At 44.8% G+C, this 14,913-nt stretch carries 14 protein-coding genes; 6 read left to right on the top strand and 8 right to left on the bottom strand.

Features of this window, described 5'->3' with window-relative positions:
- The first annotated feature begins 90 nt into the window (after positions 1–90).
- Positions 91–300: a hypothetical protein gene (locus KHN79_RS03970; protein ID WP_182011411.1), complete on the top strand. Its 210-nt coding sequence runs from the start codon at positions 91–93 to the stop codon at positions 298–300.
- A gap of 68 nt (positions 301–368) precedes the next feature.
- A complete protein-coding gene (gene yfcE, locus KHN79_RS03975) occupies positions 369–914 on the top strand; it encodes a phosphodiesterase (RefSeq protein ID WP_182011410.1) in 546 nt (181 codons plus the stop codon).
- A 107-nt stretch (positions 915–1,021) separates the two neighbouring features.
- Here yfcE and KHN79_RS03980 read toward each other — a convergent pair whose 3' ends face one another.
- Genes KHN79_RS03980 through KHN79_RS03995 form a run of 4 tightly spaced genes read right to left on the bottom strand, consistent with a single transcriptional unit; the run spans position 1,022 to position 3,539 of the window.
- Positions 1,022–1,300: a SelT/SelW/SelH family protein gene (locus tag KHN79_RS03980; protein ID WP_182011409.1), complete on the bottom strand. Its 279-nt coding sequence runs from the start codon at positions 1,298–1,300 to the stop codon at positions 1,022–1,024.
- A 9-nt stretch (positions 1,301–1,309) separates the two neighbouring features.
- Positions 1,310–2,065 (bottom strand): sulfite exporter TauE/SafE family protein, encoded by a 756-nt coding sequence (locus KHN79_RS03985; protein ID WP_182011408.1) that lies wholly within the window; start codon positions 2,063–2,065, stop codon positions 1,310–1,312.
- A gap of 48 nt (positions 2,066–2,113) precedes the next feature.
- A complete protein-coding gene (locus KHN79_RS03990) occupies positions 2,114–2,629 on the bottom strand; it encodes a regulatory protein ToxS (RefSeq protein WP_182011407.1) in 516 nt (171 codons plus the stop codon).
- Between the two features lie 10 nt (positions 2,630–2,639).
- A complete protein-coding gene (locus KHN79_RS03995) occupies positions 2,640–3,539 on the bottom strand; it encodes a transcriptional regulator (RefSeq protein WP_182011406.1) in 900 nt (299 codons plus the stop codon).
- A 272-nt stretch (positions 3,540–3,811) separates the two neighbouring features.
- Between KHN79_RS03995 and htpG the strand changes: the two genes are divergently transcribed.
- The 3 genes from htpG to hemH all read left to right on the top strand — a co-directional run bounded on the left by htpG (position 3,812) and on the right by hemH (position 7,791).
- The gene (gene htpG, locus KHN79_RS04000; RefSeq protein WP_182011405.1) at positions 3,812–5,716 is read left to right on the top strand and encodes a molecular chaperone HtpG; all 1,905 of its coding nucleotides are present in this window, start codon (positions 3,812–3,814) and stop codon (positions 5,714–5,716) included.
- Positions 5,717–6,032: 316 nt separating this feature from the next.
- Positions 6,033–6,677, top strand: coding sequence for an adenylate kinase (gene adk, locus KHN79_RS04005; RefSeq protein WP_182011404.1), 645 nt, complete (start codon positions 6,033–6,035; stop codon positions 6,675–6,677).
- A gap of 151 nt (positions 6,678–6,828) precedes the next feature.
- A complete protein-coding gene (hemH, locus tag KHN79_RS04010) occupies positions 6,829–7,791 on the top strand; it encodes a ferrochelatase (RefSeq protein ID WP_182011403.1) in 963 nt (320 codons plus the stop codon).
- 67 nt (positions 7,792–7,858) lie between these two features.
- Here the strand turns inward: hemH and KHN79_RS04015 are convergent, their stop codons facing one another.
- Positions 7,859–9,247, bottom strand: a complete 1,389-nt coding sequence (locus tag KHN79_RS04015; protein ID WP_182011402.1) for a peptide MFS transporter — start codon at positions 9,245–9,247, stop codon at positions 7,859–7,861.
- A gap of 320 nt (positions 9,248–9,567) precedes the next feature.
- On the opposite strand from KHN79_RS04015, the gene rfaH reads away from it, so the two are divergent.
- Positions 9,568–10,071, top strand: coding sequence for a transcription/translation regulatory transformer protein RfaH (gene rfaH / locus KHN79_RS04020; protein WP_182011401.1), 504 nt, complete (start codon positions 9,568–9,570; stop codon positions 10,069–10,071).
- A 60-nt stretch (positions 10,072–10,131) separates the two neighbouring features.
- On the opposite strand, the gene asnB is transcribed toward rfaH, so the two are convergent.
- From asnB to KHN79_RS04035, 3 genes are all read right to left on the bottom strand, one after another.
- Positions 10,132–11,796 carry an asparagine synthase B gene (gene asnB / locus KHN79_RS04025; protein ID WP_182011400.1) on the bottom strand — a complete coding sequence of 555 codons (1,665 nt, stop codon included), beginning with the start codon at positions 11,794–11,796 and terminating at the stop codon, positions 10,132–10,134.
- A gap of 229 nt (positions 11,797–12,025) precedes the next feature.
- Positions 12,026–13,615 (bottom strand): cation:proton antiporter family protein, encoded by a 1,590-nt coding sequence (locus KHN79_RS04030; RefSeq protein WP_182011399.1) that lies wholly within the window; start codon positions 13,613–13,615, stop codon positions 12,026–12,028.
- Between the two features lie 82 nt (positions 13,616–13,697).
- The gene (locus tag KHN79_RS04035) at positions 13,698–14,912 is read right to left on the bottom strand and encodes an ROK family protein (RefSeq protein ID WP_182011398.1); all 1,215 of its coding nucleotides are present in this window, start codon (positions 14,910–14,912) and stop codon (positions 13,698–13,700) included.
- Position 14,913 lies beyond the last annotated feature (1 nt).

Genomic DNA, 14,913 nt, shown 5'->3' on the forward strand with positions numbered 1-14,913 from the left:
TCTCAGCTGTATTGGTTATTTGTGGTGTTGCATATGTATTCACTGGCACTTATTCTTTGTGCCCAAAGCTTATAGTCGAGGATTTTTATAATGCCATTAGTTCCGTGCCCAGTCTGTGAAAAAGAAATCTCTAAACGAGCTCACACCTGCCCGAGGTGTGGGGAGCCGGATCCGCTGCATCATGTAGCGAAGTCCACCTTCTTCTCGACGATTGTCTGGTCACTGATTATTGTCGGAGCCGGTTACGCTGCTTGGGTCTACTTATTGCCTATGTTGATTGAATCTATACGTCATCAGTAAGTCTGTGCTAGTTGAGCTACGCTCAGAATGACGTAGAATAGCCTCACTTTTTTTGAGGAGATAATGCTGTGAAACTATTTTTTGCTTCAGATTTGCACGGTTCTGTACCTGCGACCAAAGAGACCATCGACTTATTCATTGCGTCTGAAGCGGAGCATTTGATTCTGTTGGGTGATATTTTGTATCACGGACCAAGAAACCCTATACCTGAAGGCTATAATCCTGCACAAGTAGCTGAACTTCTTAATCAATATAGTAAGCAGATCATTGCTGTTCGTGGTAACTGTGACAGTGAAGTGGATCAGATGCTGTTGAACTTCCCGATGATGATGGATTATGCCTGGGTACTGCTTGAAACTGGCCAGCGTCTGTTTTTAACGCATGGCCATTTGTACAACAGCAGTAATCGTCCTGAATTGCGAGACGGAGATGTGATGGTTCATGGCCATACGCACATCCCGGTTGCTGAGCTGCAAGATGGCATTACTATCTTTAATCCGGGTTCAATGACCTTCCCTCGTAATGGTTTACCGCGTAGCTATGGTTTAATGTACGAAAAAACATTAATGGTAAAAACGCCAGAAGGTGAGGTTTTGTCACAGACAACGCTCTAGTGTGTACAAGCCATTTTAAATTTCAGCAATAAGGGAGCCTCAGTTCCCTTAAGTAATCTGAACTTGGGATAGGAAGTCCGAAAGTCTCTGATTATCGCGAACTCAGGTTATTTAGTATCAGAATGACCTAAATCGCGCTCTGGTGCGATAATGTCTCTGACCCGCTGCTTTAAGATTTTGGCTTCCGGAAAACCACCATCTTGTTTTCGTTCCCATATTTGCTGACCATTACAGAATATTTCGAATCGGCCACCCGTATCAGGATGCAGTGTAATGGATTCTATTTCTTCACTGAACGTGTGCAGCAGCTCTTGCGACAGCCAGGTTGAACGTAACATCCAGTTGCATTGACGACAGTAGTAAATACTGATGACGGCTTTTTCCATTTTATTTTCCTAAATCAATAGTTTAATGCCAACGGCAAAAGTGAGGGTTTCAAAAGCAATTTTAATAACACGGTTGCTGTATCGGGTCGCTGCCCAAGCGCCGAGGGCACCTCCTAAAAAGGAACTCAGAAGCAGAACGGGTAACCAGGCCCAGTGAATAGGGGCTCCTGCCTGAACGACTGCTATGCCACCGATGCCATTCCAAAACAATCCGACGCAAATCATGGTGTAAGCGACCGCCTGCTTGTAATCAAATCCGAACCAACGAACCAAAAATAGGGTTACGAGTAGCCCAGATCCTGCCGTGAGTGAACCGTTTATCACTCCAATTAACATTAAGCCGAATCCGCCTACAAACCAACCTAGCCAATCTCGATGTGTGCAGACTTCAGACTGACCGAGCTGTTTCTTGAACCTGGAGTAGATACCCAGAGCAAGGATCATCGAACCTAACATTTTCTCGGCAATGCCATCTGGAATATGGACGATGATGTTAGCCCCGATGACGACGCCGATACTTCCAACCAGAATCAGATAAAGCGTAATGGGAAGCTGAATTGTACCGACTTTCAGATGAGTGCTTGCTGCTCCCAAGCCCAAGGCTACCGAAGCGACTTTATGGGTTCCCAGCGCGATAGAAAAAGGGAGCCCTAAAAAGATGAGTAAGGGAAATTGCAATAATCCTGCTCCGCCACCGGACAAAGATGCAAGTGTGTTGGCGACAAGTGAGCCGAAGAAGAGTGTGAAGGTGTTTATCCAATCCATGTGTAATAAAATGAAGGGGGCATCTAGCCCCCTTGTTATGCAAAGAAATTAGTTTCTGAACAGTACCGTAGAACCGTGGTTCAGGCTAGTCAGAAGCAAGGTTTTCCCGTTGACCACATCAATTCGGCGGCTTTGCTCTGCATCGAGTCTGAATACCTGAGTAATCAAGCGTAACTGTTCAGCAGAGAAGTCTTTTGACTGCGATGATGAAATATCTTTGAACTCGTACGGAGAGACGAGTAGGTAGTTATCGCTCACTTCCCAGTTACCTTTCTCTGAAATACTGATCTTGGACTCAGCTGTAGATCCCTGAGCAAACAGTTTGATACCTGAAACGCGAATATATTCGCCGTTCGGCAGGTATTTTACGTTCGACTGAACATGGACACGACGCAGAGGGCCAACAGTGTTATTGGGTAATGTGTCGGTTATCAGTGTGACCATCTCTGACTGCCATTCATTAGAGGTAAGGACCTGCTCAACTTTTAGATCACTTCCCCAATATAACCAACCGCTAAACAGGATAGATACGGCCAAAACCGCAGATGCAAATTTTGTCTTCATGTCGGCTTCCTTATTTACAGATGTCTACAGGCTCTTGGGCGTTATGACCGGAAAATATACGCAGGGTCACGTTCTCATACGAGTGTTGAATATCGTGGATATAGTTCAGCACGAGCTGACTGTTCTGGCCTCCCGTCGCTATGACGTCAACAGGTAGTGAGTCTTTCTTATGGTGTTCTACGTAACGTTCAACGCACTGCTTGATGGAAGGCAGCCAATCATTAATTTGAGGGTGGTTCAACGGTGTCATTATTGGCACGTGTTGATAAACCGCGATCTGTCTGAATTTGGATTCGGCAGGCTGGGTAAACAGCATCACGCAAATAGGGGTCAACATTGCCACAAGTAACATCGCACGCGCTAACCATTTATTAGGTTGTACTTCGTTATTAGCTGGTTCCACAGGTTGAACTTGAGGTTCAACATTATGAGGAGCACTTTTCTCAGTCGCGGTGATGGTAGTCTCGGCTACTGAGTCAGAAAACATGGTTACCTGTTCTTCTTCAAATGGCTCATTATCTGTATTGCGTTCTTCTGTTTCCGCATTTCGATCAGAAGAGAGCGGGCTTGCCCGCTCAACAGAACAGATAAGCTGGTAACCGCGTTTTGGTACGGTTTTCACAAACTCTGGGGATTTTGTTGAATCCTTCAACATCTTACGCAGGGTAGAGATCGCTTGAGTAAGGCTTGAGTCATCCACCTCAAAACCTTGTTCACGCCAAACGTATTCATGGAGTTCATTGCGGGTTAATACTTCGTTAGGTCTTTTTGCCAACATCAGGAGAATTCGGCTTTCATTGCTTCCTAAGCGAACAATTTCGTTGCTGTTTTGCTGGTCAGTAAGCGAATTACTATTAGGATCAAAAGTAAATCTTTGAGCAAGTAGAAACTTGGTGCCAATGCTAGTCATTTAGTTCTTCTTAGATGGATAGTGCTTCTATGATTTTGATTTATAACACATATCTAAGTATGTGCGGGAGAGAAGCACGTATTTTTAGATGCTTTTAGCCGGGTAGGATAATTAAATTTATCTAAAAAAACATTGTTTTTAGTCATTCTGACCTTGAATTTACATTTGTCAGCCACATCTTAAAGAACATATTAGTGTGGCTATTTCATCAGGCTTAGGTAGTTATGTTCCCTGCTGAAATGGTTGGTTAGTGTAAAAGTTATGGAGCAAACATGAGCGAAACCGTATCTCAAAATAAAGAAACTCGTGGTTTTCAATCAGAAGTAAAACAACTACTTCATTTAATGATCCATTCTCTTTATTCCAACAAAGAGATATTTTTGCGCGAGCTGATTTCTAACGCATCAGATGCGTCAGATAAATTGCGATTTCAGGCACTTTCAAATCCGGACTTATACCAGGGCAATGCTGAACTTGGCGTTAAACTGTCATTCGATGAAAATGCAAATACCCTGACTATTTCTGACAACGGCATCGGTATGAGCCGTGATGATGTAATAGAGCATCTGGGTACCATCGCTAAATCAGGCACTGCAGAGTTCTTTTCAAAATTGTCTGAAGAGCAAAGCAAAGATTCACAGCTTATTGGCCAATTTGGTGTTGGTTTCTACTCTGCGTTTATTGTGGCCGATGCGGTAACAGTACGTACCCGAGCTGCAGGCCTTTCAGCAGAAGAAGCCGTTCAGTGGCATTCTGCGGGCGAGGGTGAGTACACGATTGAGAATATCGTTAAAGAATCTCGTGGTACTGACATTATTCTTCATATGCGTGAAGAGGGTAAAGAGTTCTTGAGCGAATGGCGTCTACGTGAAGTTATCAGCAAGTACTCTGACCATATCGGCATTCCTGTTTCTATTCAAAGCGCCGTTCGTGACGAAGAAGGCAATGAAACCGGCGAGAAAAAGTGGGAGCAGATTAACAAGGCTCAAGCTCTTTGGACGCGCAACAAATCAGATATATCAGAAGAAGAGTATCAGGAATTCTACAAGCACGTTTCTCACGATTTTGCCGATCCACTGGTTTGGAGTCACAACCGGGTAGAAGGTAAGAACGACTACACTAGCTTGCTGTACATCCCGTCTAAAGCGCCATGGGACATGATGAATCGTGATCATAAGTCAGGTCTGAAACTGTATGTTCAGCGTGTATTCATCATGGATGACGCAGAGCAGTTTATGCCGTCTTACCTGCGCTTCGTTCGTGGCCTGATAGACTCAAACGATCTGCCGCTGAACGTGTCACGTGAAATTCTGCAGGACAACAAAGTGACTCAGTCTCTGCGTAACGCATGTACCAAACGTGTGCTGACAATGCTGGAGCGCATGGCGAAGAATGACGAAGAAAAATACCAGTCATTCTGGAAAGAATTTGGCTTAGTACTGAAAGAAGGTCCGGCTGAAGACTTTGCAAACAAAGAGAAAGTTGCGGGTCTGCTGCGTTTTGTGTCTACTGAGGCGGACTCTGCAGAGCAGACTGTTGCGCTTGCGGATTACGTTTCACGTATGAAGGAAGGTCAGGATAAAATCTACTACCTGACCGCTGATAGCTACGCTGCAGCGAAAAACAGCCCTCACTTGGAGCAATTCAAAGCGAAAGGCATCGAGGTTATCCTGATGTACGATCGTATTGACGAGTGGCTGATGAACTACCTGACGGAGTTTGACGGTAAGCAATTCCAGTCCATTACTAAAGCAGGCCTTGATCTGAGTAACTTTGAAGACGAAGCAGAGAAAGAAAAGCAGAAAGAAACGGAAGAAGAGTTCAAGTCGGTCGTTGAGCGCACTAAGTCTTACTTAGGTGACCGTGTTAAAGAAGTCCGTACAACCTTCAAACTGGCTTCGACGCCAGCTGTTGTGGTAACGGATGATTTCGAGATGGGTACACAGATGGCGAAGCTTCTTGCTGCTGCGGGTCAGGCAGTGCCAGAAGTGAAATACATTTTCGAAATTAACCCGGAACACGAACTCGTTAAGCGCATGGCGGATGAAGCCGATGAAGAAGCGTTTGGCCGTTGGGTTGAGGTTCTTCTTGGTCAGGCGATGCTCGCGGAGCGTGGCTCAATGGAAGACCCAGCGCAGTTTTTAGGGGCGATCAACAAGCTTTTGACTAAGGTGTAATAGTCGACAGATATCAAAAAGCTCGCATATAGCGAGCTTTTTGTTTGTTATCGCAAAATTTGGCTTATTCGTATTAAGTTAATGGTCAATAGAGGCGTAAAAGTGGGGCCGTTAACATTCTTTAGTCTTATTTCACTCTTTGCTCACATAACCTGTGTTAGAATCTGTGACTTGAATGTCGGACTTAAGGCGTGTATTTTTGCCGCCTAACGTTATACCGAAACTTATCGTTGCAAATATTTCTAAGCCTTGGTGTATAGAAAGTCCAGCTATTGTGAGCTTCGGTATAAATCTTAAATATTAAAGAGGATAAATCATGCGCATCATTCTTCTAGGTGCTCCAGGTGCAGGTAAAGGCACACAAGCGAACTTCATCATGGAAAAATACGGTATTCCGCAAATCTCTACTGGTGATATGCTTCGTGCTGCAATCAAAGCAGGTACAGAACTTGGCAAGCAAGCTAAATCTGTTATCGACGCTGGTCAGCTAGTTTCTGATGAAATCATTCTTGGCCTTATCAAAGAGCGTATCGCTCAAGACGATTGCGCAAAAGGTTTCCTACTAGATGGTTTCCCACGTACTATTCCTCAGGCTGATGGCCTAAAAGAAATGGGCGTTGACGTAGATTACGTGATCGAGTTCGACGTAGCTGATGACGTTATCGTTGAGCGTATGGCGGGTCGTCGTGCTCACTTACCTTCTGGCCGTACTTACCACGTTGTTTACAACCCACCAAAAGTGGAAGGTAAAGACGACGTAACAGGTGAAGATCTTGTTGTTCGTGATGACGACAAAGAAGAAACTGTACGCGCACGCCTGGGTGTTTACCACGAGCAAACTGCTCCACTGATCAATTACTACGGTAAAGAAGCAGAAGCAGGTAACACTAAGTACCTTAAATTCGACGGTACTAAGCAAGTTGCTGAAGTAAGTGCTGATATCGCGAAGGCATTAGCATAATAGGTATTACCTATTATCAAAATTTTCAAGAATTTTGTTATAGTTAAGCGACCGTAAGGTCGCTTTTTTTATACATTTTTATAATACCAATGCAGATCTTTATCATCAGAAATTTATTGGCATTGGTATGAGCTCGAAACAAAGGGACGCTATGCAAAAAATAAAAAAACAAGGTGTGCTGCTGGTTAACCTCGGAACGCCTGATGAACCAACCGCTCCTGCTGTAAAGCGCTTTTTGAGCCAGTTTCTTCATGACCACCGGGTCGTGGATATGACACGGTGGCTTTGGTGTCCTATTTTGCATGGGGTGATTCTACCTGTGCGAGCACCAAAGGTTGCAAAACTGTATGAGTCAGTCTGGATGGAAGATGGCTCACCTTTAATGGTGTACTCAAAGCGCCAGGCGAAGAAACTTGCCCAACTGTTAGACATTCCTGTCGAACTGGGTATGACTTATGGTAACCCGAGCCTGCATTCTGGCTTTGAAGCATTACTCGCTCAGGGTGTTGAAGAGGTTGTCGTCCTGCCTTTGTATCCTCAATACTCAGGTACGACAACGGCTGCGGTTTCTGATGGAATAACCAAAGCATTTAAGAAACTGCCTGTGATACCAGCGTTTTCCTTGATTCGGGATTATCATGACCACCCGATGTTCATCGATGCACTGGCACAGTCGGTCCGCAAGTACTGGGCTGAGAATGGGCAAGGGGACTATTTAGTATGCTCGTACCATGGCATACCAAAGCGCTATGCTGATAACGGTGATATCTACCCTCAGCACTGTGAAACGACCACGCGTTTACTGGGTGAGGCACTCGGCTTAAAAGCAGACCAGATTGGTACGACTTACCAGTCGCGCTTTGGCCGAGAAGAATGGCTACAGCCATACACAGATAAAACCTTGGAGAGCTTGCCCGGCAAAGGTATTAAGAAGATCGATATTATGACACCTGCATTTTCTTCAGACTGTTTAGAAACGTTAGAAGAGATTGCTGGTGAGAACAAAGAGATTTTCTTAGAAGCTGGTGGCGAAACGTTTAATTACATTCCGTGCCTGAATGATGATGACTCGCATATCGCTATGATGGCAGAGTTGGTTCGCAGTAAGCTTTGATCGTTTTCCAGAAATTCTATTACAGAAAAGGGTCGCAACCGCGACCCTTTATCATTTTAACATCACCTTAAGCTACTTGTGTTTGCGGCTCTTCGACTTGTTCTTCAGTACTTGTTGGGTTTTCAGCACCATGCATCCAGCGTACTAGCGTATTAGAGAACAGCAGTAAAATTAAACCACTGACGGTTGCGCTCGCGGCAATACCGCTGAAGATTGCCATTGCACCTAGTTCACCAACATGCGATCCCACATAGCCAGCTACGTAGTTCGCAATCGCGTTACAACCAAACCATGCACCCATCATTAATGATGCTAAACGCAGAGGAGCAAGCTTGGTTACCAATGACAAGCCGATTGGCGATAGGCAGAGTTCACCCAGCGTATGGAAGAAAAATGCACCCACTAGCCACAGCATTGATGTTTTGACTGTAGTGTCGCCACCTTGCTCAAGTACAGCGCCTACCATACATAGGAAACCTAGCGCTAAGAAGAACAGTGCTAAAGCAAACTTAACCGGTGAGTTTGGTTCGCGTTTCCCTAGTTTCACCCAGAACGCTGCTAATACCGGTGCCAGCGTAATAATAAAGAACGGATTGAGTGACTGGAACCAGGCAGTTGGAACTTCAAAGCTACCGATCATACGGTCCGTATACTGCTGGGTATAAATATTCATTAGACCACCAGCTTGTTCAAAACCCGCCCAGAACACGATAGTAAATAAGCCCATTATTAAAATGACTTTTAGTCGATCCACTTCTTCTTTGGTCAGGGGCTGTTTCTTCGTAGACTTTTGATTCGCTAAGGCACGTTTTGCAGCAGGGACGCGACCAATATCACCAAGCCATGATTGAGCAAAGAACATTTGCATCACAAGGCTGATAAGCATACCTGTACCGGCAGCTATGAATCCTGCTTTCCAGCCGAATGAGTTAGTTACTGAGCCAGAAACGACACCGGCAAGTAACGCACCCAAGTTAATCCCCATATAGAAGATAGTAAATGCGCCATCACGACGGTTATCACCTTCGTTGTATAGATCGCCTACCATAGTCGAGATGTTTGGCTTAAACAGACCATTACCAGCGATTAGCAGAGCGAGACCTAAATAGAAGGTATGCAGTGAGCCCAAGCCAAGAGCATCTGCGGGTAGTGCTAAAGTAAACTGACCGATCGCCATTAAAGCGCCACCGAGTAAAATAGAACGTCGCTGGCCTAAGTAGTTGTCTGCCAGGTATCCACCAATAAGAGGAGTAATGTAAACAAGGCCGGTATAAATGCCATAAAGGTCTAGTGCGTCTTTTGTAGACCAGCCCAGACCTCCATTCATGGTGGTATCTGTGAGGTAAAGAACAAGGATGGCACGCATTGCATAATAAGAAAAACGTTCCCATAGCTCGGTGCCGAAGAGTAGAAACAGGCCACGCGGGTGACCAAAATATTGATGTTGGTTTGACATAAGACCTTTTTAATAATAGTTGTTACATTTTGTTGCGACTCAAATATATACAACGCATGTTAACAACTTACAAACAATAAAATTTTATAAAAAAAGCAAAGTGTCTATATAAGCTTCTGTTTTGTATTTACTTTGCGGAATAAATTCTGGTTTGTTGTGGTAATGAAAACTAACTTTTCACTTTTGCCTGTAGACTTATGTGATGAAATATTGATTTGTCTGATCAATATTTAGCTGCTTTATTTATCAGCAAGGGAAATGTTCATGACTACTCTACGGCTTAATGCTACGATCCGGAAAAAATTAAATGGCTAGTAATAATGAAACGTTGGTATCTACTTTATTGTAAACGAGGGGAGCAGAACAGGGCTAAGCTACACCTTGAAAATCAGGGCGTGGAGTGCTTTTACCCGACAATTGAAGTCGAGAAGATCTCACGTGGTAAAAGACAAACAGTCGAAGAGCCATTGTTCCCCTGTTATGTCTTTGCGCGTTTTGATTATCAGCAAGGGCCAAACTTTACTTCAGTTCGTTCTACACGTGGTGTGGTTGACTTCGTCCGGTTTGGATCACAACCAAAAGAAGTACAGGGTGACCTGGTCTTTGAGTTGAAGCAAATAGAAAAGCATTGTAGCGAAAACGCCGAGTGTAAAAGTATGCCTAAGCCTGGCGATAAGGTCAGAGTTAAGAGCGGGCAGTTTGCTGGTATTGACGGTATTTTCCAAGAGCAAGACGGAGAAAAGCGCTCAATCATGTTGGTGCAGATGATTACAAAGCCGGTACCTGTCAGTATCGACAACAATGACTTAGACTTAAATAACTGATCTTACCAAATATAAAAAGGGCTGGTTAAACCAGCCCTTTTTACTTTCTGTTAGTGCCTATTAGTAAGCGTCGTTGTGGACAGTCTGTACTGCTCGGCCTGACGGGTCTACACAGTTCTTGAATGACTCGTCCCATTCAATAGCTTTTGCTGAAGAACACGCAACTGAAGGACCACCCGGAACACATTCTGCTGCTGATGGTAGCGGGAATAGCTCTTCAAAGATCTCTCGGTACACATAACCTTCTTTAGTCGTTGGTGTGTTATAAGGGAAGCGGAACTGAGCCGTCTCCATTTGCTGAGCCGTTACTTTTTCCTCAGCCACTGCTTTCAGAGTGTCAATCCAGCTGTAGCCAACACCGTCAGAGAATTGCTCTTTTTGACGCCATGCGATTGATTCCGGCAAGTAGTGTTCAAAACATTCACGTAGGATGTGTTTTTCCATCTTGCCGTTACCACACATTTTGTCGGCTGGGTTCAGGCGCATTGCAACATCAATGAATTCTTTATCCAGGAATGGTACGCGGCCTTCAACGCCCCACGCTGCCAATGATTTGTTTGCACGTGCACAGTCAAACATGTTCAGAGCAAGCAGTTTACGTACGGTTTCTTCGTGGAACTCTTGTGCATTTGGTGCTTTGTGGAAGTACAGGTAACCACCGAAGATTTCATCTGCACCTTCACCTGAAAGTACCATCTTGATACCCATTGCTTTGATCTTACGACCCATCAAGAACATCGGCGTTGATGCACGGATTGTCGTTACGTCATACGTTTCAATGTGGTAAATCACATCACGAATCGCATCAAGACCTTCCTGAATCGTGTAAGTCATTTCATGGTGAACGGTACCGATTTGCTCTGCAACTTCACGTGCAGCTTTTAAGTCCGGAGCACCTTCAAGGCCAACCGCAAATGAGTGCAGCTGTGGCCACCACGCCGCTGATTTTTCGTCATCTTCGATACGCATTGCTGCAAAGCGTTTTGCTACCGCAGAGGTGATGGAAGAATCCAAGCCACCAGACAGAAGTACACCATATGGTACGTCAGTCATTAGCTGGCGCTTAACTGCCGCTTCAAGTGCTTCAGTTAAATCTTCTTTACTGGTGCTGTTACCCTGCACTGCAGCGTATTCGTTCCAGTCACGAATGTAGTACCGTTGTGGTTCGCTATCTTTAGAGCCATAGTAACAACCAGGAGGGAACTCGCTCACTGTTTTACATACAGGTACCAGTGCTTTCATTTCAGAAGCCACGTAGTAGTTACCGTGTTCGTCGTAACCTTGGTAAAGCGGGATAATACCGATGTGGTCGCGGCCTACCAGATATTCATCCTTCTCTTCATCATAAAGGACGAATGCGAAAATACCGTTCAACTCTTCAAGAAGTTCAGCACCCATGTCTTGGTAAAGAGCAAGGATAACTTCACAATCTGAATCCGTTTGGAACTCATACTTACCTTCGTAGCGTGCACGGATCTCTTTATGGTTGTAAATTTCGCCGTTTACCGCGAGGATTAGCTTTTTATCAGGGCTGTATAGTGGTTGTGCTCCGCTATTTAGTCCAACAATAGCCAAGCGTTCATGAGCCAGGATTGCTCTATCTGAAGAATAAATGCCAGACCAGTCCGGACCACGATGACGAAGTTTTTTCGACATTTCTAATGCGATAGGGCGTAATGCAGCTGCATCACTTTTGATGTCTAAAATGCCAAATACTGAACACATACAACAATCCTTTTAAACTAAATAATTTCTAATCGGTATGGCTTCAATTTGCCAGTTTGAGTAAAAAAAGCAACGCTTTGTGATTAAAAAAATGATAATTGCTCTTGATGTGTGAATGTTTTCTAATAATAAAGTGTTTTTGATGAATGAAATCAAAGTTTGGTATAAAAAGTGTACAAAAAAGCCTTCCTTTTTAGCGGAAGGCTTCGGAGGTAATCTAAATGAACGCTTATTTTATTGGAGTAAACTTGGGTTCTAGTTGCTGACAAACGTGTCGTGCAAAACCGCTGCCAGCCTCATTATAGATATTGAACGCTGCATCTACACCTTGTTCTAACAGACCGTCAAGCTGGTCTGGGTACTCAGCAATCGCCGCAATCTGGCCTTTATAGTTTCGGCGTTGCAGTTGCTCTAAAGCCGTTTGGTTACCTTGGTGGTGAGGCATCGCTAATAAAACCAGCTGAACGTGTCCTGTATCGAGAATCCTCTCCCAAAAGTCGGGGTCAGTTGCATCTCCGGAGATGACATTGCGTCCTTCGGCACGATGCTTAACCGCGGCATCTTCACGAATTTCTACTCCTAATGAGATCTTGCCGTAACGGGTGCAAAGTTCATCGTAGGCACCTGTACCTATTCGACCCATCCCCAGAATAAGTACCTGAGCACGGCCGGGGTTGATTAACTGATCGCGTTGGTTGAGTTTCTCCGTTGCAGTTTCTTGTAACCACTTACCGGAATGCTGGTAGATTTTGTTGCTCAGACGGTTTAGCGGCGCAGAGATAATAAAGGACAGGGATACGGCGACCGCGATAGCCGCCAGCATGTCACTTGGCATCCAGCCCATTTTGTAAGCCAATCCACCAACAATTAAACCAAATTCACTATAGTTAAATAGTGACAGCGAAGCGAGCAGGGAGGTACGGACCCGAAAGTTAAAATAGTTAATGGTTAAGAAATAAAGCAGACCTTTAATTGGCAATAACAGAATGAACAGAATAGCCAGCGCGATTCCGGTAAAGCTCAGCGATGCGGACAAGCCAATATTTAAAAAGAAACAAACTAAAAACAGCTCTTTCATATTAAACAGTGATTTGGACAATTCTGAGGCTTTACGGTGTCCGGCAAGCAGCATACCTAATATCAGTGCCCCAAGATCTGCTTTCATGCCTACAAGCTCGAACAAGCCTGCCCCCACCACTAGCGCAAAGAAGATGCCGAACAATACCAGCATTTCACCGTGACCGACTTTATCGAGTAATTTGTAAAACAGCGGTCGAAGAAGGGGAAGGCCGAACAGTGCGATAGCGTACCATTCAGGGATCTTGCCGGTTGAAGCGGTCAGGAAAACGACGGCGAAGATATCTTGCATGACTAAGATACCAATTGCGACGGTACCGTATGTGGCACTCATCTCACCTTTTTCTTGTAGTGTTTTGACCGCGAAAACTGTGCTCGAAAATGACAGGGCGAATGCCAGTAAAACAACCTGGCCAATATCCATCCCGGCTAGAGAGGTGAGGCCGAGTAACTTTAAACCCGTAAGTGCAATAGTAAACACCGCAGTAGAGAGAATGTTATGTGCGGTGGCTCCGCCCCAGATTTCTTTTGATAAAAGAGTTTTTACATCGAGTTTTAGTCCGATTGTAAACAATAAGAGAGTGACGCCGAGATCGGCCAGGCTGACGATTACGTCATTGCTCTGGTAGCCAAATGCGTGTAATCCAAACCCTGCAAGTAAGAAACCAACGAGAGGAGGGAGCGTGCATTTTAGCGCGAGATAGCCAGCGACAAATGCCGTTGTAATTAGAATAATTTCCATGCTTGTTGCTTAAGTTTCCTGATATACAAAAACGGGCTGTGTGAACACAGCCCGAGATTGTAACTCAATTAGTTGTATAAACTTAGTCTTCCAATAACTTTTGTAACAAAACGCCATTTAACATTGCGCGTTTGATCATTGCGAAAGCGCCCATTGTAGGCTGCTTATCAATTTGTGACGCGACTATTGGAAGGCCGCTGTGGAAAGTTTTTAAAGACTGGTTCTCGATATTTCTCTGTATTGCTGGAAATACGATCTCTTGCGCCGCAGTAATGTCACCAGCGATTACAATCTTTTGAGGGTTAAATAAGTTAATGGTAATTGCAACGGCTTTGCCCAGTTGGTTGCCTACGCGGACTAAGCTTTGCTTTGCCAGTTCATCACCATTCATAGCATGAGTACATACATCCTGAATTGTAATGCTTTCGAGCTCGGTCAGACTAGATTCGTAACCTTGTGCTATCAGCTGTTTGACACGCTTGATGATTGCAGGGTTTGCAGCAACAGTTTCTAAGCAACCAAAGTTGCCACATTGACACTGCTCGCCCAACGGGTCGATCTGTATATGACCAATCTCACCGACGTTACGGTTAAAGCCCAGGAACACCTGACCATTTACAATGATGCCTGCACCGGTACCCCGGTGAACACTCACGAGGATCGAATCCTGACAGTCTTGGCTGGCACCGAAGTAGTGCTCAGCGAGAGCCATCCCACGGACGTCGTTACCGACGAAACAGGCCGTATTCAGTTTTTCGCTGACGATTTCACCAAGAGCAAGATTATCGATATCGGTATTAGGCATGTATTCAACAACACCAGTGGTCGGGTTAACCAAGCCCGGTAGTGTAATACCAATAGCAATTAACTGATCGATTTTGTCTTGGTGTTGACTAACGAAACTTTTCAGTAAATCGATTAGACCGGCAATCAAATCTTCCTGATTGGTGTAATGCAAGTCGTGCTGATCTTCGGCGAGTGCGTTTCCGCCTAAATCGTACAAGCAAAACTGAACGTAATCTCGTCCTAGCCGAACAGCAACTGAATGAAAGGGTTTAACTTCGGTGGTCAGAGAGATGGCTCGACGACCACCGGTAGAAGCTTGTTGCGCGACCTCTTTAATCAGGCCACGCTCTAAAAGTTGGCGGGTTATTTTGGTAACACTCGCGGGAGCCAGCTGACTAACATCTGCGACTTGAATGCGGGAAATAGGGCCTTGTTGATCAATCAGCCTATATACCGCAGCGCTGTTAAGCTGCTTTACTAAATCTACATTACCAATTTGTCCGCCATTCATG

Source organism: Vibrio sp. B1FLJ16, assembly GCF_905175385.1.
In the GTDB taxonomy this organism is placed as follows: Bacteria; Pseudomonadota; Gammaproteobacteria; order Enterobacterales; family Vibrionaceae; genus Vibrio.

Bases quoted from the DNA above. Each gene is read 5' to 3' on its own strand.
- hemH (WP_182011403.1), top strand. From the start codon at position 6,829: ATGCAAAAAATAAAAAAACAAGGTGTGCTGCTGGTTAACCTCGGAACG.
- KHN79_RS03990 (WP_182011407.1), bottom strand. From the start codon at position 2,629: ATGAAGACAAAATTTGCATCTGCGGTTTTGGCCGTATCTATCCTGTTT.
- KHN79_RS03970 (WP_182011411.1), top strand. From the start codon at position 91: ATGCCATTAGTTCCGTGCCCAGTCTGTGAAAAAGAAATCTCTAAACGA.
- htpG (WP_182011405.1), top strand. From the start codon at position 3,812: ATGAGCGAAACCGTATCTCAAAATAAAGAAACTCGTGGTTTTCAATCA.
- KHN79_RS03980 (WP_182011409.1), bottom strand. From the start codon at position 1,300: ATGGAAAAAGCCGTCATCAGTATTTACTACTGTCGTCAATGCAACTGG.
- adk (WP_182011404.1), top strand. From the start codon at position 6,033: ATGCGCATCATTCTTCTAGGTGCTCCAGGTGCAGGTAAAGGCACACAA.
- rfaH (WP_182011401.1), top strand. From the start codon at position 9,568: ATGAAACGTTGGTATCTACTTTATTGTAAACGAGGGGAGCAGAACAGG.
- KHN79_RS04015 (WP_182011402.1), bottom strand. From the start codon at position 9,247: ATGTCAAACCAACATCAATATTTTGGTCACCCGCGTGGCCTGTTTCTA.
- KHN79_RS04035 (WP_182011398.1), bottom strand. From the start codon at position 14,912: ATGAATGGCGGACAAATTGGTAATGTAGATTTAGTAAAGCAGCTTAAC.
- KHN79_RS03985 (WP_182011408.1), bottom strand. From the start codon at position 2,065: ATGGATTGGATAAACACCTTCACACTCTTCTTCGGCTCACTTGTCGCC.
- asnB (WP_182011400.1), bottom strand. From the start codon at position 11,796: ATGTGTTCAGTATTTGGCATTTTAGACATCAAAAGTGATGCAGCTGCA.
- KHN79_RS03995 (WP_182011406.1), bottom strand. From the start codon at position 3,539: ATGACTAGCATTGGCACCAAGTTTCTACTTGCTCAAAGATTTACTTTT.
- KHN79_RS04030 (WP_182011399.1), bottom strand. From the start codon at position 13,615: ATGGAAATTATTCTAATTACAACGGCATTTGTCGCTGGCTATCTCGCG.